General features: G+C 63.3%; 17 protein-coding genes and 1 tRNA gene. 9 read left to right on the top strand and 9 right to left on the bottom strand.

Annotated elements, in window-relative coordinates; all coding sequences use genetic code 11:
* Positions 1-23: 23 nt before the first annotated feature.
* The gene (gene uvrY / locus HUS66_RS09945) at positions 24-671 is read right to left on the bottom strand and encodes a UvrY/SirA/GacA family response regulator transcription factor (RefSeq protein ID WP_175070759.1); all 648 of its coding nucleotides are present in this window, start codon (positions 669-671) and stop codon (positions 24-26) included.
* A 336-nt stretch (positions 672-1,007) separates the two neighbouring features.
* On the opposite strand from uvrY, the gene HUS66_RS09950 reads away from it, so the two are divergent.
* Positions 1,008-1,083: transfer RNA gene (locus HUS66_RS09950), tRNA-Ala, on the top strand.
* A 151-nt stretch (positions 1,084-1,234) separates the two neighbouring features.
* Here HUS66_RS09950 and argF read toward each other — a convergent pair.
* Positions 1,235-2,155 (bottom strand): ornithine carbamoyltransferase, encoded by a 921-nt coding sequence (gene argF / locus HUS66_RS09955; RefSeq protein WP_175070760.1) that lies wholly within the window; start codon positions 2,153-2,155, stop codon positions 1,235-1,237.
* 152 nt (positions 2,156-2,307) lie between these two features.
* On the opposite strand from argF, the gene grxD reads away from it, so the two are divergent.
* Positions 2,308-2,658, top strand: coding sequence for a Grx4 family monothiol glutaredoxin (gene grxD, locus HUS66_RS09960; protein ID WP_175070761.1), 351 nt, complete (start codon positions 2,308-2,310; stop codon positions 2,656-2,658).
* Positions 2,659-2,789: 131 nt separating this feature from the next.
* Here grxD and rnt read toward each other — a convergent pair whose 3' ends face one another.
* Positions 2,790-3,455 (bottom strand): ribonuclease T, encoded by a 666-nt coding sequence (rnt, locus tag HUS66_RS09965; protein WP_175070762.1) that lies wholly within the window; start codon positions 3,453-3,455, stop codon positions 2,790-2,792.
* A gap of 206 nt (positions 3,456-3,661) precedes the next feature.
* On the opposite strand from rnt, the gene HUS66_RS09970 reads away from it, so the two are divergent.
* The 3 genes from HUS66_RS09970 (at position 3,662) to HUS66_RS09980 (ending at position 6,499) form a co-directional block, all read left to right on the top strand.
* Positions 3,662-4,882, top strand: a complete 1,221-nt coding sequence (locus HUS66_RS09970) for an argininosuccinate synthase (RefSeq protein WP_175070763.1) — start codon at positions 3,662-3,664, stop codon at positions 4,880-4,882.
* 57 nt (positions 4,883-4,939) lie between these two features.
* Positions 4,940-5,233: an HlyU family transcriptional regulator gene (locus tag HUS66_RS09975; protein ID WP_175070764.1), complete on the top strand. Its 294-nt coding sequence runs from the start codon at positions 4,940-4,942 to the stop codon at positions 5,231-5,233.
* 120 nt (positions 5,234-5,353) lie between these two features.
* The gene (locus HUS66_RS09980) at positions 5,354-6,499 is read left to right on the top strand and encodes a DUF294 nucleotidyltransferase-like domain-containing protein (protein WP_175070765.1); all 1,146 of its coding nucleotides are present in this window, start codon (positions 5,354-5,356) and stop codon (positions 6,497-6,499) included.
* A gap of 39 nt (positions 6,500-6,538) precedes the next feature.
* Here HUS66_RS09980 and HUS66_RS09985 read toward each other — a convergent pair whose 3' ends face one another.
* From HUS66_RS09985 to HUS66_RS10000, 4 genes are read right to left on the bottom strand one after another with little or no spacing between them, the layout of a single operon-like run.
* The gene (locus tag HUS66_RS09985; RefSeq protein ID WP_175070766.1) at positions 6,539-9,340 is read right to left on the bottom strand and encodes a sensor histidine kinase; all 2,802 of its coding nucleotides are present in this window, start codon (positions 9,338-9,340) and stop codon (positions 6,539-6,541) included.
* 24 nt (positions 9,341-9,364) lie between these two features.
* Positions 9,365-9,559: a hypothetical protein gene (locus tag HUS66_RS09990; protein WP_175070767.1), complete on the bottom strand. Its 195-nt coding sequence runs from the start codon at positions 9,557-9,559 to the stop codon at positions 9,365-9,367.
* On the bottom strand, positions 9,556-11,715 hold the full coding sequence (locus HUS66_RS09995; protein ID WP_175070768.1) for a 3'-5' exonuclease: 2,160 nt from the start codon (positions 11,713-11,715) through the stop codon (positions 9,556-9,558). The genes HUS66_RS09990 and HUS66_RS09995 overlap by 4 nt, the downstream gene beginning before the upstream one ends.
* A complete protein-coding gene (locus HUS66_RS10000) occupies positions 11,712-12,086 on the bottom strand; it encodes a response regulator transcription factor (protein ID WP_175070769.1) in 375 nt (124 codons plus the stop codon). The genes HUS66_RS09995 and HUS66_RS10000 overlap by 4 nt, the downstream gene beginning before the upstream one ends.
* Before the next feature lie 174 nt (positions 12,087-12,260).
* Here HUS66_RS10000 and HUS66_RS10005 point away from each other — a divergent pair, with 174 nt between their 5' ends.
* The 4 genes from HUS66_RS10005 to HUS66_RS10020 all read left to right on the top strand — a co-directional run bounded on the left by HUS66_RS10005 (position 12,261) and on the right by HUS66_RS10020 (position 15,538).
* A complete protein-coding gene (locus HUS66_RS10005) occupies positions 12,261-12,938 on the top strand; it encodes a glutathione S-transferase family protein (protein WP_175070770.1) in 678 nt (225 codons plus the stop codon).
* Positions 12,939-13,087: 149 nt separating this feature from the next.
* Positions 13,088-14,044 carry a sulfurtransferase gene (locus tag HUS66_RS10010; RefSeq protein ID WP_175070771.1) on the top strand — a complete coding sequence of 319 codons (957 nt, stop codon included), beginning with the start codon at positions 13,088-13,090 and terminating at the stop codon, positions 14,042-14,044.
* A 75-nt stretch (positions 14,045-14,119) separates the two neighbouring features.
* Entirely contained in the window at positions 14,120-15,328 is a 1,209-nt protein-coding gene (locus HUS66_RS10015) for a YeeE/YedE family protein (protein ID WP_175070772.1), read from the top strand.
* 15 nt (positions 15,329-15,343) lie between these two features.
* Entirely contained in the window at positions 15,344-15,538 is a 195-nt protein-coding gene (locus HUS66_RS10020; RefSeq protein WP_175070773.1) for a hypothetical protein, read from the top strand.
* 158 nt (positions 15,539-15,696) lie between these two features.
* Here the strand turns inward: HUS66_RS10020 and HUS66_RS10025 are convergent, their stop codons facing one another.
* The gene (locus HUS66_RS10025) at positions 15,697-16,917 is read right to left on the bottom strand and encodes an MFS transporter (RefSeq protein ID WP_254628785.1); all 1,221 of its coding nucleotides are present in this window, start codon (positions 16,915-16,917) and stop codon (positions 15,697-15,699) included.
* Between the two features lie 152 nt (positions 16,918-17,069).
* Positions 17,070-18,410, bottom strand: a complete 1,341-nt coding sequence (locus HUS66_RS10030) for a DEAD/DEAH box helicase (RefSeq protein WP_175070774.1) — start codon at positions 18,408-18,410, stop codon at positions 17,070-17,072.
* Positions 18,411-18,425: the final 15 nt, after the last annotated feature.

The raw sequence follows: 18,425 nt of genomic DNA on the forward strand, positions 1-18,425 counted from the left end.
CCAGAACCCGCAGTCGGGGCGGTTCAGGCGTCGTGCTGGTAGCCGTCCACCAGTCCGTAGCGCAGTCCCAGGTGCGTCATTTCGACGTCCGAGTGCACCCCGAGTTTCTCGAAGATGCGGTAACGATAAGTGTTGACGGTCTTGGGGCTCAGGAAGAGGCTGTCCGATATATCGCTGACCCTCTGGCAGTTGACGATCATCATGGCGACCTGAAGCTCGCGTTGCGACAGATTGTCGAAGGGGTTTTCTGGAGTGTCGAGCTTAGACAACACCAGGCGTTGAGCAATGACCGGGCTGACGTAGCGCTGGCCGTCGAATACGGCACGGATGGCCTGAACCATTTCCGGTGGCTCGGCGCCCTTGCCGATGAAGCCGCAGGCACCCGCGTCTAACAAGCGCTGGGCGAAGGTTTCCTCCAGGAAGGCCGTCAGCACCAGAACGCGACAGTCGTCTATGGTCTTGGCAATCTTGCGTGTTGCCTCCAGGCCGCCGATGCCTGGCATGCGGATATCCATCAACACGATATCGGGGCGTAGCTTACGAGCCAGAGTCACGGCATCTTCGCCATCGGCTGCTTCACCTACCACCTTGATGCCTTTTTCCGCGTCGAGCAGATGGGCAATGCTGGTTCTGACCAGGTGGTGGTCGTCGGCGATGAGAACCTTGATCAAGATGCCTCCTGTGGATCCTTCGGCGGTGAGTGGTCATTCTCGGCAAGGCGTGGATGATGCCGCCATTTAAGGATTAGATTACATTAATTTACTGGGTGCAGCGACGCTCATGGTAGCCATGTTTCGGTCGGGCGGCGTCGATGGTGACTCGAGTCAGGCGGCGGCAACGTTATGGCAAACTCGGGGGCTGGGGAAAGGGGTTGACGATATCTAACCCATTGTATATTATGCATCTCGTCTTCGGGGGTAGCCCTCGTTTTCCATGCTGTTAACGTTCAAGCTATGCCAAGAGTCACATTCTTGTGATGCGCAAGCTGGCGGGTAAGCAGCAATAGTGGGGCCTTAGCTCAGCTGGGAGAGCGCAACACTGGCAGTGTTGAGGTCAGCGGTTCGATCCCGCTAGGCTCCACCAACCGACTATTATAAACGCCGCGGACTCAGGTTCGCGGCGTTTTTATGTCTATAACTTTTTTATGCTCGTGAGTGAAGTGCCGAGCGCGCGTCGGCGTTGGATCGGGTAGGCGGGCCGGTATCGCCCACTGAGGGCGATACCGGCATCGATCTCAGTTTTCGACGCGCCCCAGCAACAGAAACTCGAGCAGTGCTTTCTGGGCATGCAGGCGGTTGCCGGCTTCTTGCCAGACTGCTGCGCGTGGATCATCGAGCAGAGTGGTGCTGATTTCTTCGCCACGATGTGCCGGTAGGCAGTGCAGGAAGAGCACGTCATGGGCTGCCAGGTCGAGCATCGCTTCGGTGACCTGGAAGCCAGCAAAGTCCGCTTCGCGCTTGGCCTGTTCCTCTTCCTGGCCCATTGAGGCCCAGACGTCGGTCGTCACCAGGTCTGCATCTGCCACCGCTGCCTGAGGGTCGCGCAGGATGCTCACTTGGTCGCCAGCAGCGGCCACTATCGTCGGGTCGGGATCATAACCCTCGGGGCAGCAGATGCGCAGCTTGAAACCGAATTGGCGAGCGGCATTGATCCATGAATGGCACATGTTATTGCCGTCGCCGATCCATACCGCGGTCTTGCCGCGTATGTTGCCGCGTAGTTCACTCCATGTCATGACATCGGCCAGCAGCTGGCAGGGATGATAATCGTCGCTAAGGGCATTGATGACTGGCACGCTGCTGGCGGCCGCGAACTCCTCGAGCCCTGAGTGGGCGAAGGTTCGGATCATGACCGCATCGACCATTTCCGAGAGTACGCGTGCAGTGTCACCGATCGGCTCGCCGCGCCCTAACTGAGTGTCGCGTGGGGACAGGAAGAGGGCGTGACCGCCGAACTGAGCCATGGCCGTCTCGAAGGATACCCGGGTGCGGGTCGAGGACTTCTCGAAGATCATCGCCAAGGTGCGGTTGGCGAACGGCGTATAGGTTGGGCCGTGGGTCTTGAGGCCATTCTTGATGGTGATGGCGCGACGCACCAAGTGCGTCAGTTCCTCGGGAGAGAGGTCAAGCAGGGTCAGGAAATGGCGTGTCGCCATGAGGTTACTCCGCGCGCAAAAACCCCATCCTAGCCAGCCGCTGAGCATCACGCAACGCGATGCGATGGGGAAGCCAGTGGCGGGGCTATATTCGTCTTGCTGGCATCAGTAGAATGGTCAGGACACTAAGCATTCATTAGAAGGAATTCGTCATGAGCACGACCGTCGAGAACATCCAGCAGCAGATTAGCGAAAACGCGATCTTGATCTACATGAAGGGCACGCCTCAGCTGCCGCAATGCGGTTTCTCTGCCCAGACCGTCCAGGCCCTGATGTCCTGCGGCGAGCGCTTTGCCTTCGTCAACGTGCTCGACAACCCGGATATCCGTGCCGAGCTGCCCAAAGTCGCCAACTGGCCGACCTTCCCGCAGCTGTGGGTCGAAGGCGAGCTGGTCGGTGGCTGCGACATCGTCGTTGAAATGCACCAGAACGGCGAGCTCGAGACGCTGGTAAAAGCCGCTGCTGAGCGCGCCAAGGCGAACGAAGAAAACGCTAGCGAATAAGCGCTGTCGCAACAGTTGCTTAAAAGCAAAACCCTCGTCAGCTGGGCTGGCGAGGGTTTTTTCTGTTCAGGCCTGTTAGGCGTCGCCATGGATGGCGCCTGGGCTGGTGCGGTTCGGAGTCGGGGCTAGCGCTAGAGTTCGTCCATGCCCTGCTCGCGTTGGGCCAGGTTCCAGCCGCCAAGGTCCTTGAAGCGGTTGACGATCGAGCAGAACAGCTCGGCGGTCCGCTCGGTATCATAGCGGGCCGAGTGGGCCTCGGTGTTGTCGAACTCGATGCCGGCTGCGCGGCAGGCTCTTGCCAGTACCGTTTGGCCGTATACCAGGCCCGACAGGCTGGCGGTGTCGAAGCTCGAGAACGGGTGGAAGGGGTTGCGCTTGATATTGCAGCGGTTGACTGCGGCGTTCAGGAAGCCATGGTCGAAGGCTGCGTTGTGCCCGACCAGAATGGCGCGAGTACAGTTGTGAGCCTTGATCGCCTTGCGCACGGGCCGGAATATCTCGTTCATGGCCTCCGACTCGCTCAGCGCTACCCGCTTGCGCAGCGCGTCATCGAGGTTGATGCCGGTGAAATCCAGCGCCGACTGCTCGACGTTTGCTCCCTCGAAGGGCGTGACATGGAAGGCATAGGTTGCGTCCGGAATCAGGTTGCCGTCCGGATCCATGCTCAGCGTTACCGCGGCGATCTCGAGGATCGCGTCACCTTTGGCGTCAAAACCGCCGGTTTCCAGGTCCACCACCACCGGCAGAAAGCTGCGAAATCGCTGAGCCATCAGGCCTTGGGCGCTCGCCTCGCTCATGCACCTCTCCCTAACCAAAAATGAAAAACTGCGTCGGCATCGGCTGACGAATGGGCGAGAGTCTACCATCTTTGTCAGCCATGCGCCCCGCCCCGGCGGTATTCTCCAGCGCTCATCGGCGCTATACTTGAAGGCTATCTCTGAATGTTAAGGGGCACGGCGCCACGGTGTCGTGCCTTTACACACTGCAAGCGAAGGAGCCCAGAATGTCCGATGTCAAGAAGGTCGTTCTCGCCTATTCCGGCGGCCTGGACACGTCCGTTATCGTCAAATGGCTGCAAGAGACCTACGACTGTGAGGTGGTGACCTTCACGGCCGACATCGGCCAGGGTGAGGAAGTCGAGCCGGCGCGCGCCAAGGCAGAGGCACTCGGCGTCAAGGAAATCTACATCGAGGACCTGCGTGAAGAGTATGTGCGCGACTACGTCTATCCGATGTTCCGTGCCAATACCATCTACGAGGGTGAATATCTGCTGGGCACCTCCATCGCTCGCCCGCTGATCGCCAAGCGGTTGATCGATATCGCCAACAAGACCGGCGCCGACGCTATCTCTCACGGTGCGACGGGCAAGGGCAATGATCAGGTGCGCTTCGAGCTCGGCGCCTATGCGCTGAAGCCGGGTGTCAAGGTTATCGCGCCGTGGCGTGAGTGGGACCTCAACTCTCGCGAGAAGCTGATGGCCTACTGCGAGCAGCACGAGATTCCGGTCGATTTCTCCACCAAGAAGAAGAAGTCTCCGTACTCCATGGATGCCAACCTGCTGCACATCTCCTACGAGGGCGGCAACCTGGAGGATCCGTGGGAAGAAGCAGAAGAAGACATGTGGCGCTGGAGCGTTTCTCCTGAGGCCGCGCCGGATACTCCGACCTACATCGAGCTGACCTATGATCGAGGCGATATCGTCGCCATCGACGGCGAGACCCTCAAACCGCATGAAGTCCTGTCCAAGCTCAACCAGCTGGGCGGCGACAACGGTATCGGTCGTCTCGATATCGTCGAGAACCGCTACGTGGGCATGAAATCCCGCGGCTGCTACGAAACACCGGGCGGCACCATCATGCTGCGTGCCCATCGGGCTATCGAGTCCCTGACCCTGGACCGCGAAGCGGCCCACCTCAAGGACGAGTTGATGCCCAAGTACGCCGAGGTCATCTACAACGGCTACTGGTGGAGCCCGGAGCGCAAGATGCTGCAGGCCGCCATCGACGAGACCCAGAAAAACGTCTCCGGCGTGGTACGCCTGAAGCTCTACAAGGGCAGCGCTACCGTCGTTGGCCGCAAGTCCGAACAGTCGCTTTTCGACGAGTCCATCGCGACCTTCGAGGACGACGCCGGCGCCTACGATCAGAAAGATGCCGAAGGCTTCATCAAGCTCAACGCCCTGCGACTGCGTATCGCCGCCGGCAAGGGGCGCGACCAAAGCTGATGCTGATCGCCAGGGTTCATGTGGGCCCTGGCGCGGCGAGGCGAAAAGGAGGGCAGGATGCTGAAGAAACTCTTCCCCGGACTCTTTGGGGCCGGAGAATCCGCCAAATCTCGTGAGGCTGAACCCGTCGAGTATCAGGGATACCTGATTTCGTCAGACCCCCAGGACACCGGCGGCCAGTATCGCGTCAGCGGTTTCATTCGTAAGCCAGTAGCCGGCGGCGAAACCCTCGAGCACCGCTTCGAGCGCTCTGACGTCGTGTCGGGGCGCGAGGCCTGCGATGAACTGATGGTTCGCAAGGCCGAGCGCTTTATCGACGATGTCGGTGACGACATGTTCACGCCGCGCTGATGCCTCGCTGAGCGAGATTTCTCGGTGATTGGCGACGACGCCGCTGCCTTCGGGCGGCGGCGTCGTCGTTTGCGGGAAGGCACTACACTCCAGGTTTAGGGAGGCTGACAGGGAGCCCCTATGACCTTTCTGTACCGACACTCGCCGTGGCGCGCGCTGTTCGCCGGAGAGACCTTACCCGAGCCCGCCGGGCTTTCGTCAGCATTGACGCCGCTGGTGGATGCGCTGGAGCGCCTGGGGGCCACACCAAGCCTAGCGGCGGCCAAGACCTGGCAGCTCGAGCTGGTCGAGGCGCTCACACGCCTGGACCTGCCGGCTTGGCGCATCAGTCAATTGATCAGCGATCACGATCAATGGCTCTATCGGCAGGCCATCGCGGCGTCCCTCGAGGAGATGCGGGCCACGGGGTGGGGGCCGCCACCGCGAGCGTTCTGCGTGCTGGTGCTGGGCTCCATCGCACGCCACGAGAGCCTGCTGTCGCCGGATCAGGATAATGCCATGATCATCGGCGACTACCCGGATGCGCGCCATACTGAGATCGATGGCTACTTCCAGGCGCTGGGAGAGCGCTTCACCGACCGTTTGGCCGCCGCTGGTCTGCCATTGTGTCAGGGCCATGTCATGGCCCGCTGGCCGATGTGGCGCAAACGGCTCTCTGAGTGGGACGCTCAGTTGGCCATCTGGAGTGCCGAGCGGCGAGTCAAGCGCGTGCAGCAGACCAATATTCTGCTCGACTTCTCGCCGGTCTTCGGCGACGCGGACCTGGCCGATGCCCTGCGTGACCGGGCCCTTGCGCGATTGGCCCGCGCCGGTGGCTTTCTCGACGAGATGGCCAGTCTGCTGGAGGAGACACCGGTCGCCTTGGACCTGCTAGGGCGCCTGCATGGTGATGACAAGGAAGCGCCTCAGAGCGGTGCGGTGAATCTAAAGCGCCAGGGACTGATACCGCTGCAGAATGCCGTGCGCCTGATGAGCGTACTGTACGGCTGTCGCGGAGTGGATACTCGTCTGCGCCTCACAGAACTGGTCTGTGCGGATGCGCTGGACGTGCGGGAGGCAATGGCGCTGCACGCGGCCATGAGTCGGCTTCAGGCACTGCTGCTGGTTTCCCAGTCTCGCCAGCTGCGCGCGGGAGGCTTGGCCGATGGTTGGATCCTGCTTGCCGATCTCGACGAGGCGGAGCATATGCTGCTGCGCCTTGACCTGAAGGCCATCCGTCGCCTGATGGGGCGGGCGTCGGCGCTGGTCGGTGCCACCTCGCGCTAGGCTTTGTGGTTCGCGGCTCTTGACTCCTGCCCCGTGACATCATGATGCCTGCATTTCCCTTGGCGCATCGGGGAGCTCCATGATCAGGCTGGCGCCATCCAGGGTGTCGGCATCCTCGACCCACAGCCGTCCGCCGAGCTGGGACACGATGCCGCGGCTAATGGGCAGTCCAAGACCGCTGCCCCGGGGGCGACCGCGGGTGTGGCCGCTGGCGGGACTCTGTTGCGCTAGCTGATGGAATTTCTCGAAGACCCGTTCGCGCTCATCGGCGGCGATGCCGGGCCCGTTGTCTTCCACGCTCAGCCGGATGTGGCCGCGATGACGCTCAAGGCGCAGTAGCACGCGTGGTGCCTGGTCGGCGGCAAACTTGGCGGCATTGTCGATCAGGTTGATGATCACCTGCTCCAGGCGGTCCGGATCGCCAACCACTTGGGCCTCGTCGAGGTCGATGATCGCCTCGAGGTGGACACCGCGCTCTTCGATCGGATGTTGCACGGCGGCCAGGCTCTGGCGAGTCAGGGCGACTAGGTCCAGCGGCTTTGGATGCAGGGTCAGGCGTCCGGACTCGAGCCGTGCCAGGTCGAGAATCTCCTCGATCAGTCGCGACAGGCGCTGACTCTCGAGTACCACCACCTCCAGGAACTGAGCGCGCTTGTCTTCGGGCATGTCCTGGCTGTCGCGCAGGATTTCGGCGAAGGCGCGAATCGAGGTCAACGGCGTGCGCAGTTCATGACTGACCATGGCGACGAACTCGTCCTTGAGCCGGTCGAGTTCGCGCAGCCGTTCGTTGGCGCCGCGCAGTTCTTCGCCGATACGTGCCAGCTCCCGCGACTTCTGCTCCAAACGGCGGTTGTACTCAAGCGTTTGGGAGGTGCTGTCGAGGATGCGCAGTACCGCTTGCATATCCAGTGCCTCACCGCGTACCACGGAATTGATCAAGACCCGGGCCGAGGCGCTGCCCAGTGCCCCCGCCAGCGCCTGCTCGGCCCGGGCGATCAGCTGCGGCGAGGCAGAGGCGTCCATGGCGGCCGCGTTCTCACCGTCAGTGGTAGCCACGCTGGCCTCTATGCTGGTGATGTTATCGGTAGCGTTTGCTTCTGCCAGCACACGGCTAGTCGCGGTGCTGCCCAGATAGCGCTTGAGCAGGTCGCGAAGGGCGCCGCGGGTCGTCTGTCCCTGCCATAGCGGAGCGGTATCGATGCCTTCGGTCAGAGCCCCGGTGAAGAGCGCCGCCTGTGTCTGTTCGAGTCGATTCTGGTGGGTGAACAGCGAGACGCCCACCAGTACGCCAATGTTGGCCATAAGACTCCACAGCAGCGAATGGCTGTAGATGTCCAAGTCATCGAGCCCGAACAGGGCATAGGGGCGCAGCCAGGACAGGTGGTAAAGGCCTTGCTCGACAAAGCTCATGGGCAACCAGCCCGACTGGGCGAATCCCGGTAACAGCAGGGTGTAACTCCAGACGGCGATGCCAACCAGTATGCCGAGCCCGGCACCGAGGCCGCAGGCCCCCCGCCAGTAGAGGCCCAGCAGCAGGGCCGGGGCAAACTGGCTGACGGCGGCGAAGGACACCAGGCCGATGGTCACCAGGCTGTAGGCGTCGCCAATCAGGGCATGGTAGAGGTAACCCAGCAGCAGGATCAGCGCGATGGCGATCCGGCGGATGCCCAGCAGCCAACCCGAGAGATCGCCACGCAGGCGTCGAGATAGCGATGTTGCCCGCAGCAGCACAGGCATCACCAGCTGGTTGCTGACCATGGTCGAGAGGGCGATGGTCTCAACGATCACCATGCCGGTGGCCGCGGATAGCCCGCCGATAAACACGAACAGCGACAGGCCCTCTTGGCCGGCGGAGAGTGGCAGGGTCAGCACGAAGCTGTCCGGATCGCTGCCGGTGCCGCTCAGCAGCAGGCCGGCCAGGGCGATGGGAATGACCATCAGGTTGATGATCAGCAGATAGAGAGGGAATAGCCAACTGGCCCTTAGCAGGTGGCGCTCGTCCACGTTTTCCACCACCAGCACCTGAAACTGGCGGGGCAGGGTGAGAAAGGCCAGAAAGGCCAGCAGCAGCGTGCCGATCCACCCTAGCGCACCGCCCGGCACCGCCGACAGGCCCAGTGCATGCTGTAGCTGTGGCTGGGCGGCGGCCCTGGCGAATAGATCGGCAGGGCCGTCGAAGAGCATGAAAACGGTGAAGAGGCCTACCACTAGGAAGGCCACCAGCTTGACCAGTGACTCCACGGCGATGGCGGCGACCATGCCTTCATGGCGCTCGCTGGCATCCAGGTGTCGAGTGCCGAAAAGCATGATGAACACCGCCAGTACCAGCGCCACCCAGAAGGACTTGTCGCTCAGAAAGCTCGCTGCCGACGTGACACCGGAGGGAGCCACCGGGTGGTGCATCAGCACCGCGTGGCTAAGCGTGATGGCCTTGAGCTGCAGGGCGATGTAGGGCGTAATGCCGATCAAGGCGACCAGGGCCACCAGCGCGCCAAGGCGGCTGCTCTTGCCATAGCGAGCGCTGATGAAGTCGGCGATGGAGGTAATGCGCTGAGCCCTGGCGATGCGCACCATCTTGCGGATGATCAGCGGGCCGGAGAGCATGGCAAGCGTCGGCCCCAGGTAGATCAGCAGGAAGCTGGGGCCGGCGTCGGCAGCGCGCCCCACGCTGCCGTAGAAGGTCCAGGCAGTGCAGTAGACAGCGATCGATAGTGTATAGACGAAGGGGGAGGCAATGACCGAACGTCCCTGTCTGGCGCGACGGTCGGCCCAGGCCGCAATCACGAACAGCAGCGCCAGGTAACCAAACGCCGCCACGATGACGCTCAGTTCACTGTCCATACCAGCGGCTTTCGCATGCGATGCTCATTCCCTGGGGCCCCTCTCCAGTAGCCAGGCCGCCAGGCCAATCACCAGGGCCCAGGCCACGAACAGGTAGGCGGCGAGCCAGGATAGGCCGCCGGCCGGACGGTCGGCGAGCAGGATCAGTGGTGGCGTGAACAGCAGCGCGGCCAGTATGACCAGCACCACCAAGCGTTCTGTACGTCGCGGCGCCATCATGCGCTGGCATCCTGCCGGTCGAAGGCGCTTGACTGCAGTGCCAGGGCATCGGCCAGGGTATGAATGCCGCGCGCCTCCAGGCGTGTGCGCATGGCCAACCACAGCTCGGCGGTGACCCGGGCATCGCCCAGCGCCGTGTGGCGGGTGCCTGCGGCAAAGCTCAACGCGTAGCGATCGGCCAGACTGTCCAGGTCGTGGCCGTCGAGCGATGGGTCCAGGGCACGAGACAGCAGCAGGGTATCGAGCACCGGCATGTTGAGGCTCACTCCGGCTCCCGGTAACTGCAGCGCCAGGAGGTCGAAAGCGGCGTTATGGGCGAGAATCACCGCATCTCCCAAGTAGTCGCGAAAGCGTGGCAGTACCTGACTCAGGGGCGGGGCGCCCAGCACATCACTATCTGTCAGGCCGTGAATGGCGGTACTGGCCGGGGGGATCGGGCGCCCAGGATCGATCCGCACGTCGAAGGTGTCATCGGCTAGCAACCGCCCGTTGACGATGCGGCAGGCGCCGATGCTGATCACCCGGTCGTTCTGGCGCAGGGCCAGCCCGGTGGTCTCGGTATCGAAAGCCACTACCTCGAGCTGAGCCAGCGGACAGGCGGCCAGCTCGGCCTCGGGGGGCGGCAGGTCAGCAATGCCGAAGTCGTGGAACTCGGGGCGGGGCGACGGACGAATCAGCGGGGCACCCACCCGCTCCACTGCTGGTAGCGGGAATCGCAGCCGGGCATGACGGCCATCAGCGTCCTGAAGGCTCCAAAGGTCACTGTCATGCTGGCGCAGCAGGTCCTCTATACGGGGGGATAACGGCAAGGCGTCGAGCCGTAGGGTCTTCCACCTGGCCAGCTGGTGTTGGGTCAGCGGCGTGCCCAGCCAGATCAGGTCCAGGTAGACGCGCCTGTTGCCCAGGCAAGCTTCAGCATCAAGATGGCGCACGTCGGCCAGGTCACCGAGACGGTTGGTCAGAGCCTCTAGCATCACCAGCAAGATCGGGGCATCGGCCTTGAACCAGGCTGGCATGCCGACCGGGGTAAGCGTCAGCGCCGAACCGGCTAGTCGGTCGTTGAGGGCCTGCCAGAGATCGTTCGACCACAGCGGTGCCAGCCGTTCGCCCTGGCGCTGGAGGGCCTCCAGCGTCTTGCCGAGCCGGTCCATTGCCTGACCCAGGTCCTGGCTTTCTTGGCCGATGATGCCGGCGAGGCGCCTGGCCAGAGGAGTCTCGTGGCTGCCCAGTGATGCTGCCGGCCGTTTTTTGGGGGCAGGTGTCGAAGGAGTGTCGGGCATCAGCGTTTCTTGATCATGGGCGTCATCCGTTGCGTTGCTTGCCGGATGATTGGACGAGTGCAGCTGGCTGAGAGCCTCGGCGGCGCTTGAAAGCCCGGCGCCATGGCGGCGGACGGCCACGAGGGCTTCGGCGAGGCTCGCTCTGGTGCCCATCTCGCAGTGCCAGGCGGCGGTGCTGTCGGTCAGGGTGATCAAGGTCTCGCGATCGCTATTGGGCACCCGGCGTAGGCAGCCGTGAAGCCAGCGATCCTCTAGCGGAATCAACAGCTCCCGGGGAGAACCGTCGCTGGGCAGATGGTCGAGGGCCTCCGACAGGCTGGCAAGGGCAAAGAGGCCTTCCAGGCGCTTGCCCAGCCCGAACCCCGGATGCTCCGAGAACAGTGCCTCGGCGGCCTGGTTGAACAGCAGCAGGCGGCGGTGACGGTCGCAGAGCAGCAGCGGGGTGTCCAGCACTTGCAGCAGGGCCTCGAGCTCCTGGCGAATGCGGGCGGCGCTCCTGGCTCCTTCGGCATGGGCCCCGGCCAGCTGCGAGCGGTCCTGTCGCCAGTGCTCGCGTAGCCTCAGGAGGTCTGGGCCCAGGCCGCTTAGCCAGCCCTCGGGGCGATAGTCGTCGCGAGCGTCGGGACTTGCCACCATGCGTGCTACCTGAACCTGCAGATGACGCAGAGGCGCAAACAGCCGACGCTCCAGTAACAGACCCAACAGGAACACCAAGCCGGCACCAACCAAGCACCCGCCCCACAGGGCAATACGTTCGGCGCCGGTCGGCGCCAAGCGGCTATCGAGCCAAAGTGCCAGGAAGGCGCCGCCAAACAGGCTCAGGCCGCTGAGCAAAAGCCAGGCGCCGATCAGGTGCTGGCGAGGGGGCGGGCTCATGCGGCGGACTCGTCTAGCAAAGCCTTGACCTTATCGACTAGCGCCTGGGTCGAGAAGGGCTTGGTGATGTAGTCATCGGCGCCCAGCGCCAATCCTTTCTCGCGTTCGACTTCGCGACCGTGGGCGGTGAGCATGATGATGGGCAGGCGCGTTAAGGCCGGCATGGCGCGCAGCCGTTCCAGCACGTCGAAGCCGCTGATGTCCGGCAGGCTGATGTCTAGCAATACCAGGTCCGGAGTCGCCGCGGCGACCCGGGTCAAGGCGCTTTCGCCGTCTTCGGCAGTGACCACCTCGAAACCTGCCTGCTGCATCAGGAACTCAAGTGACAGGACGATATTCGGCTCGTCATCCACTACCAGCACCTTGGCCATCGTGATGCCTCCCTGTGATCAAGGTTGTGCTGCCACTTATGAGTCTAGCGGTCGCGACAGAGACCGAAAGACGACCTTGGCAGGAGCTGATAGGCTACTGGAACGCTCGTTTGACACCCCCGCCCAAACGACGGCGTAGCGCCATGACGCCTATTTCCTTGTCAGGAGACGACGATGATAGAAGTGCACCATCTGGAGAACTCCCGCTCTCAGCGTGTTATCTGGTTGCTGGAGGAGCTTGCCGCCGACTATGAGGTGATCACTTATCAGCGTGATCCCAAGACGATGCTGGCGCCTGAGTCGCTCAAGCAGGTTCACCCGCTGGGCAAGTCGCCGGTGATCGTCGATACCGACCGCGATGGTGAGGTAGTGGCCGAGTCCGGCGCGATTATCGAGTACCTGCTGGAGCGCTTCGATGACGACCGGCTGCTGCCGTCGTCGGGCACGCCTGAGCGGCGGCGTTACCGTTTCTGGCTGCACCATGCCGAGGGCTCGGCGATGCCGCCCCTGGTGATGTCGCTGGTGTTCTCGCGACTGGACAAGCCACCGGTGCCGGCGTTGATTCGCCCCATCGCCCGGCTGCTGGCGAATGGGGTCAAGGCCAAGTTTCTCGATCCGCAGATTCGCGATCTGCTGGCGTTCTGGGAAAGCGAGTGTGGCGAGCATGCCTGGCTTGCGGGCGAGGCCTTCAGCGCTGCCGACATCCAGATGAGCTTCCCGCTGCTGGCCCTCGAGGGGCAGGGCAGGCTCGGCGACTACCCTCGGCTGACGGATGTGCTGTCGCGAATGCGCGAGCGCCAAGCCTATCAGCGTGCGGTTGCAAAGGGGGGTGAGTTTTCGATGTCCGAGTAGGGGGAATGTTCGATGTCTGAGTAGTGGTGTTGCTGCTTATTCCTGTCAGCTGTGAGTTGGTTCGCATTCATTCTTGTGACGCATATTGATCTTGCGTTGATTGGTCGCATAATAGCGCCTAAATACCCTAGTAATGAGGTCGGATTTTCATGATCAAGTCATGGCTGATGGGGGCCTCGATGGTCCTGGTAGCGGCTCAGGCGTCTGCAGCTGATATCACGCCTCTGGTTGAGGCCGACTGGCTGGCCGATAGGTTGGGCGATGAAGACCTGGTGGTGCTCGACGTACGCTCCAGCATCGACAACGGAGGCGATCGCTCGAGTTTCGAAGCGGCGCATATTCCAGGCAGCATCTACAGCAGCTACACCGGCGATGGCTGGCGGGAGAGTCGTGATGGCGTAACGGGCCTGCTGCCGCCGGCGTCGCGCATGGAGCGTCTGATCGGCGGGCTCGGCATCGACAATGACGATAGCGTGGTGATCGTGCCGGCCGGCACCGGCGCCACCGACTTCGGCAGTGCGGCTCGCGTCTATTGGACCTTCAAGGTGCTCGGCCACGATGCGGTCGGCATCCTCGACGGCGGCTTTGCCGGCTGGCAAGAGCAGGGCTTCGAAGTGGCCAGCGGTCCGTCCGAGCCCGGTGCCATTACCGACTTCAAGGCCACTCTGCAGGAAGACCTGATCGCCACCACCGAGGAAGTCGAGTCCGCCCGTGAGGGCCAGGCGCAGTTGGTCGACGCCCGCCCGGAAGACTATTTCAGCGGCGATAATCAGTCGCCGGCGGCCAGCGCGCCAGGCACTATTCCCGGTGCTCGCAATCTGCCGCACTCTTCGTTGCTCACCAGCCGCGACAGTGCCTACTATCTGGACACCAGCGGCCTTCAATCGCGGATCAATGGCGCAGAACTCGAGCGCGATACGCAGACTGTCGCCTTCTGCAACACTGGCCACTGGGCCGCCACCGACTGGTTCGTGCTCAGCGAAATCGCGGGTTTTGACAAGGTGGCGCTATACGACGGTTCCATGTCCGAGTGGACCCAAGGCGATAGCCGCCCGGTCGCCGTCGCGAAACGCGGCATTGGCAAGCTCATCGAGTTCTTCGAATAACGGGCCGCGAGTCACCCTGTTACGCGGGCGATGGCGGCGGCTGTCGCCCGTTTTTCTGACTGGACGGGATGCATCATGCAACAAGCAAGTTCTTCATCGACCGCCAGCGATGGCTGGCGGGTCGATCGTTTCGTGGTTGGCGCGGCACTCGTCGGCCTGCTGATGTTGGGTGGGTTGATCTGGCTCGAGACCGCGCCTTTCCTGCTGGCGCTGTTCGCCATCGGGGCCCTGCTCGGGGTGGCGCTCTATCACGGTGCTTTCGGCTTCACCGCCGGTTGGCGCAACTTGGTGGTCAAGCATCGCGGTGGCGGCATGCGAGCCCAGCTGCTGCTGTTTGGCCTGACCGCCGTGCTGATGGTGCCGATCCTGGGCAGCGACCAAGGTGAGCTGATCGGTGCCGTGGCGCCGGTCGGCACCTCGTTGGTGGTGGGCTCCTTCATGTTCGGCCTGGGAATGCAGCTGGGAGGCGGCTGCGGCTCCGGCACGCTGTTTACGGTGGGAGCGGGCAACCTGCGCATGGCCGTGACCCTGTTGTTCTTCATCATCGGGGCCGTGCTTGGCTCCCTGCACCTGCCCTGGTGGCTCGATTTGCCGGGGTTTGATCCGGTGAGCCTGATCGATGGCTTCGGCATTGCTGGCGCCGTCGGCATTCAGCTGGTCGCACTGGCGGGGCTCTGGGTATGGATCGATCGCCGCGAGCGGCGCACGCATGGCAGTATCGAGCGTAGCGAGCTGCTCGTGACGGGGGGCGAGCATGGGGTATTGCGCACCCTGATCAGCGGTCGCTGGCCTTTCGCCTGGGCGATTCTGGCACTGGCGTTGGGCAACGTCATGACGCTGGTCGTCGGCGGGTCTCCCTGGGGCATCACCTTCGCCTTCAATCTATGGGGTGCCAAGGCGCTGCAGGCGCTCGGCGTCGACATGAGCCAGTTCGAGTTCTGGACCTGGGACTATCCGGCCATGGCGCTCAAGGATTCGGTGCTGGTCAACATCACCTCGGTGATGAACTTCGGTCTGTTGTTGGGTGCCATGTTGGCCGCGGGGCTTGCCAATCGTTTCAACGAGGCCAGCCGCAAGCGGCCGGAAGGCCGGCCGTTCCTGGCGGCGGTCATTGGTGGCCTGCTGCTGGGCTACGGTGCCCGCCTGGGCTTTGGCTGCAATATCGGCGCGCTGTTCTCGGGGATTGGTTCTGCCAGCCTGCATGCCTGGATCTGGTTTGTCTCGGCCTTCCTCGGCTCGCTGATCGGTATTCGCCTGCGGCCCTGGTTTCGCCTGCCCAACTGATGCAAGGAGCCTGACATGCAAGCCGCCTACAAGCGTTATCGGGTGATTCTGGTACTGGCCGCGATTCTTGGGCTGGTGCTGGTCGATCACCTGAACAGCCCGACATTCGCCTTCAATATGGGCAATGGCAACGTCGAAACCACGCTCAATCAACGCGATAGTACCGCCTGTGCTCCCTGTGGGGCGCCCTGTCCGTCCTCTCGCGACTAGGCTTTGTGTGACACCTTGCCGAGCCGATGGGGCGTACGACATAAAACCAAGAAGGCCGCCGAGCATGCTCGGCGGCCTTCTTCATGGTGCGCGGTGTTTCGCTGGTAGTCAGAGACGATGCTTGGAGGCAGTCCAAAGACCGTCTTTGGCTGAAGGGCTCAAGGGCGATGCTCCGTGACCAACTGCCCGGCCCCATCGAACTCCAGTCGACGGTTACGACCGGCGAATAGGGCGAAGACCACCGCAAGCGTCAGGATGGCGCCCAGCATCATGCAGACCTGATCCAAGGAGGCACCGCGGTCCAGCAGGATGCCGATGCCCAGTGGCCCCAGGGCTGCCAGGCAGTAGCCGATTCCCTGGGCCATGCCCGACAGCTTGCCGGCAAGCCGTGAGTCGCCGCTGCGCAGTACTACTAGGGTCAGGGCCATGCTGAAGCAGCCACCCTGGCCGAGGCCCAGTAACACCACGCCCGGCCAGCGATACTCCACCGGACCGAGCAGCAGTAGCATCATGCCGGCGCCGTTGGCCGCAAGCATCAGCAGCAGGGCAGGTCGTTGGTCGCGGCCGAGCCGGGCAAGCCAGGGGGCGCCGATGGCCGATACCAGTTGGAACATGACCGATATGGCCAGCAGCCAGCCGGCTTCCTGTTCGCTGAGGCCACGGCGCTGGAGTAGCACCGGCAGCCAGCCAAAGACGATGTAGGCAAGCGACGACATCGAACCCATCAATAGCGTGACCTGCCAGGCCAGTGGGCTGGTCAGTAGTCGAGCCTTGGGGGCGGGCGAGGAAGCCGCTTGGCGATCCGGCCAGGGGTGTGGCATGCGCCAACGCCAGCCCACCAGGGCCAACACGGCGATCAAGGCCCAGCTGCCCAGTGCCAGCCGCCAACTGCCAAGAGCATCGGCCAAGGGAATGCTCAGGCCGGCTCCCAGTGCTCCTCCCAGGCACAGAGCCATGGTGTAGACGCCGGTCATCAGGTCGGCGCCCTGGGGCAGCTCGCGCTTGACCAGGGCAGGCAGCAGGCTGCCGGCAATGCCGATGGCGCCGCCCGCCAGCAAGGTGCCGAGGAACAGGAGCCAGGTAAGGGCAGATGCCCGCAGCGCCAACGCCAGTGCCAGCAGCACCAGTGCCAGAGATAGGGCGCGCTCCGGTCCGACTCGTTTGGCAAGCCAGGGCGCTAGCGGCGCGAAGAGCCCCAGGCAGACGACGGGCAGGGTGGTCAGCGCGCCGATGCTGGTCGGGGAAAGCCCCGTATCGGCCTGAATACGGGACAGAACCGGAGCCAGCGACGATAGCGCCGGTCGCAGGTTGATACCGACCAGGATCATCAGCAGCAGAAAACCCAACAGCGGTGTGCGAGGCGTGGTGGTGTTGGTCATGGCAGCAATGTCTAGAAGGAAAAGCGCGCTCAGTATCGAGAGTCGCGGGTCATGATGCGGCGCATCCTTGCGTCACCCTGATGAGACGATGCCGCCGGCGGCGGCATCGAAAGGGTTCCTGCGGGTGAAAGCGTCTCGGGCACCCGGCGTCATCAGGCCTGTTGGGGGCGTCTAGCGCGGCGGCGGGGGGCACGAGCCTCATCCTGTCGGCGCTGGCCGTTGCCGGCATTGCCGCTGCGGCCATTGCCGTTCGCATTGCGACTGTCTCCACCACGGCCGTTGCCACCGCGGCCGTTGCCAGCACGTCCGCGACCGCCGCCCTTGCCGCGACCGTTCTCGATGGGCTCCGGCTTGGCGTTGGGGTCAGGTTCGAAGCCCGGCTCGATGCGCTTCTCGAGGTCGCGTTTGATCAGCCGCTCGATGCCCTTGAGCAGACCATGTTCGTCGACGCAGACCAGCGAGACCGCCTGGCCTTCGCTGCCGGCGCGACCGGTGCGGCCGATACGGTGAACGTAGTCTTCTGCCACATTGGGCAGCTCGAAGTTCACCACATGGGGCAGCTCGCTGATATCCAGGCCACGGGCGGCGATGTCGGTGGCCACCAGCACTTGCAGGTCGCCCGACTTGAAGGCCGCCAGCGCCTTGGTACGTGCAGACTGGCTCTTGTTGCCGTGGATCGCCATCGACGGAATGTTCTGCTTCGAGAGCTGCTCGGCCAGACGGTTGGCGCCGTGCTTGGTCCGGGTGAAGACCAGCACCTGATACCACTGGTGCTCGGTGATCAGGTGGGCCAACAGCTCGCGCTTCTTCTCCCGGTCGACCTTGTAGATGGCCTGATCGACGGTCTCGGCGGTGGTGTTGCGCCGCGCCACTTCGATCATCGTCGGGTTGTCGAGCAACTGATTGGCCAGCGTCTGGATCTCGTTGGAGAAGGTCGCCGAGAACAGCAGGTTCTGACGTTTCGCCGGGAGCAGGCGCAGGAGTTTCTTGATGTCGTGGATGAAGCCCATGTCGAGCATGCGGTCGGCTTCATCGAGCACCAGGGTCTCGACCTGGGAAAGGTCGATGTGGCGCTGCTGATGCAGATCCAAGAGGCGACCCGGGGTGGCGATGAGGATATCGAGGCCCGGACGGATGGCATCCACCTGGGGCTGCTGGCCGACACCACCGAAGATCACCTTGGAGGTCAGGTTCAGGTGACGGCCATAGCCGGTCACGTTGTCGCCGATCTGGGCGGCAAGCTCACGGGTCGGGGTCAGCACCAGGGCGCGAATCTGTCGGGCCTTGGGGCGCGGGCCGTCGGCGAGGCGCTGCAGCAGCGGCAGGGTAAAGCCGGCGGTCTTGCCGGTGCCGGTCTGGGCACTGGCGAGGAGGTCACCACCCTCGAGCACGGCCGGAATGGCCTTGCGCTGGATGGGGGTGGGAACGGTATAGCCTTGTTCTTCGACCGCGCGCAGCAATTCGCTACGCAGGCCAAGGTCGGAAAAGCTCATGCAAACTCCGGATAA

This window comes from Onishia taeanensis (assembly GCF_013349955.1).
In the GTDB taxonomy this organism is placed as follows: Bacteria; Pseudomonadota; Gammaproteobacteria; order Pseudomonadales; family Halomonadaceae; genus Onishia; species Onishia taeanensis_B.

Coding starts and splice junctions, on each gene's coding strand:
- HUS66_RS09975 (WP_175070764.1), top strand. CDS start 4,940: ATGCTGAAGAAACTCTTCCCCGGACTCTTTGGGGCCGGAGAATCCGCC.
- HUS66_RS10030 (WP_175070774.1), bottom strand. CDS start 18,410: ATGAGCTTTTCCGACCTTGGCCTGCGTAGCGAATTGCTGCGCGCGGTC.
- HUS66_RS09985 (WP_175070766.1), bottom strand. CDS start 9,340: ATGGACAGTGAACTGAGCGTCATCGTGGCGGCGTTTGGTTACCTGGCG.
- HUS66_RS09990 (WP_175070767.1), bottom strand. CDS start 9,559: ATGATGGCGCCGCGACGTACAGAACGCTTGGTGGTGCTGGTCATACTG.
- HUS66_RS10015 (WP_175070772.1), top strand. CDS start 14,120: ATGCAACAAGCAAGTTCTTCATCGACCGCCAGCGATGGCTGGCGGGTC.
- HUS66_RS10010 (WP_175070771.1), top strand. CDS start 13,088: ATGATCAAGTCATGGCTGATGGGGGCCTCGATGGTCCTGGTAGCGGCT.
- HUS66_RS10020 (WP_175070773.1), top strand. CDS start 15,344: ATGCAAGCCGCCTACAAGCGTTATCGGGTGATTCTGGTACTGGCCGCG.
- rnt (WP_175070762.1), bottom strand. CDS start 3,455: ATGAGCGAGGCGAGCGCCCAAGGCCTGATGGCTCAGCGATTTCGCAGC.
- HUS66_RS09970 (WP_175070763.1), top strand. CDS start 3,662: ATGTCCGATGTCAAGAAGGTCGTTCTCGCCTATTCCGGCGGCCTGGAC.
- argF (WP_175070760.1), bottom strand. CDS start 2,155: ATGGCGACACGCCATTTCCTGACCCTGCTTGACCTCTCTCCCGAGGAA.
- HUS66_RS10005 (WP_175070770.1), top strand. CDS start 12,261: ATGATAGAAGTGCACCATCTGGAGAACTCCCGCTCTCAGCGTGTTATC.
- HUS66_RS09980 (WP_175070765.1), top strand. CDS start 5,354: ATGACCTTTCTGTACCGACACTCGCCGTGGCGCGCGCTGTTCGCCGGA.
- HUS66_RS10000 (WP_175070769.1), bottom strand. CDS start 12,086: ATGGCCAAGGTGCTGGTAGTGGATGACGAGCCGAATATCGTCCTGTCA.
- HUS66_RS10025 (WP_254628785.1), bottom strand. CDS start 16,917: ATGACCAACACCACCACGCCTCGCACACCGCTGTTGGGTTTTCTGCTG.
- HUS66_RS09995 (WP_175070768.1), bottom strand. CDS start 11,715: ATGAGCCCGCCCCCTCGCCAGCACCTGATCGGCGCCTGGCTTTTGCTC.
- grxD (WP_175070761.1), top strand. CDS start 2,308: ATGAGCACGACCGTCGAGAACATCCAGCAGCAGATTAGCGAAAACGCG.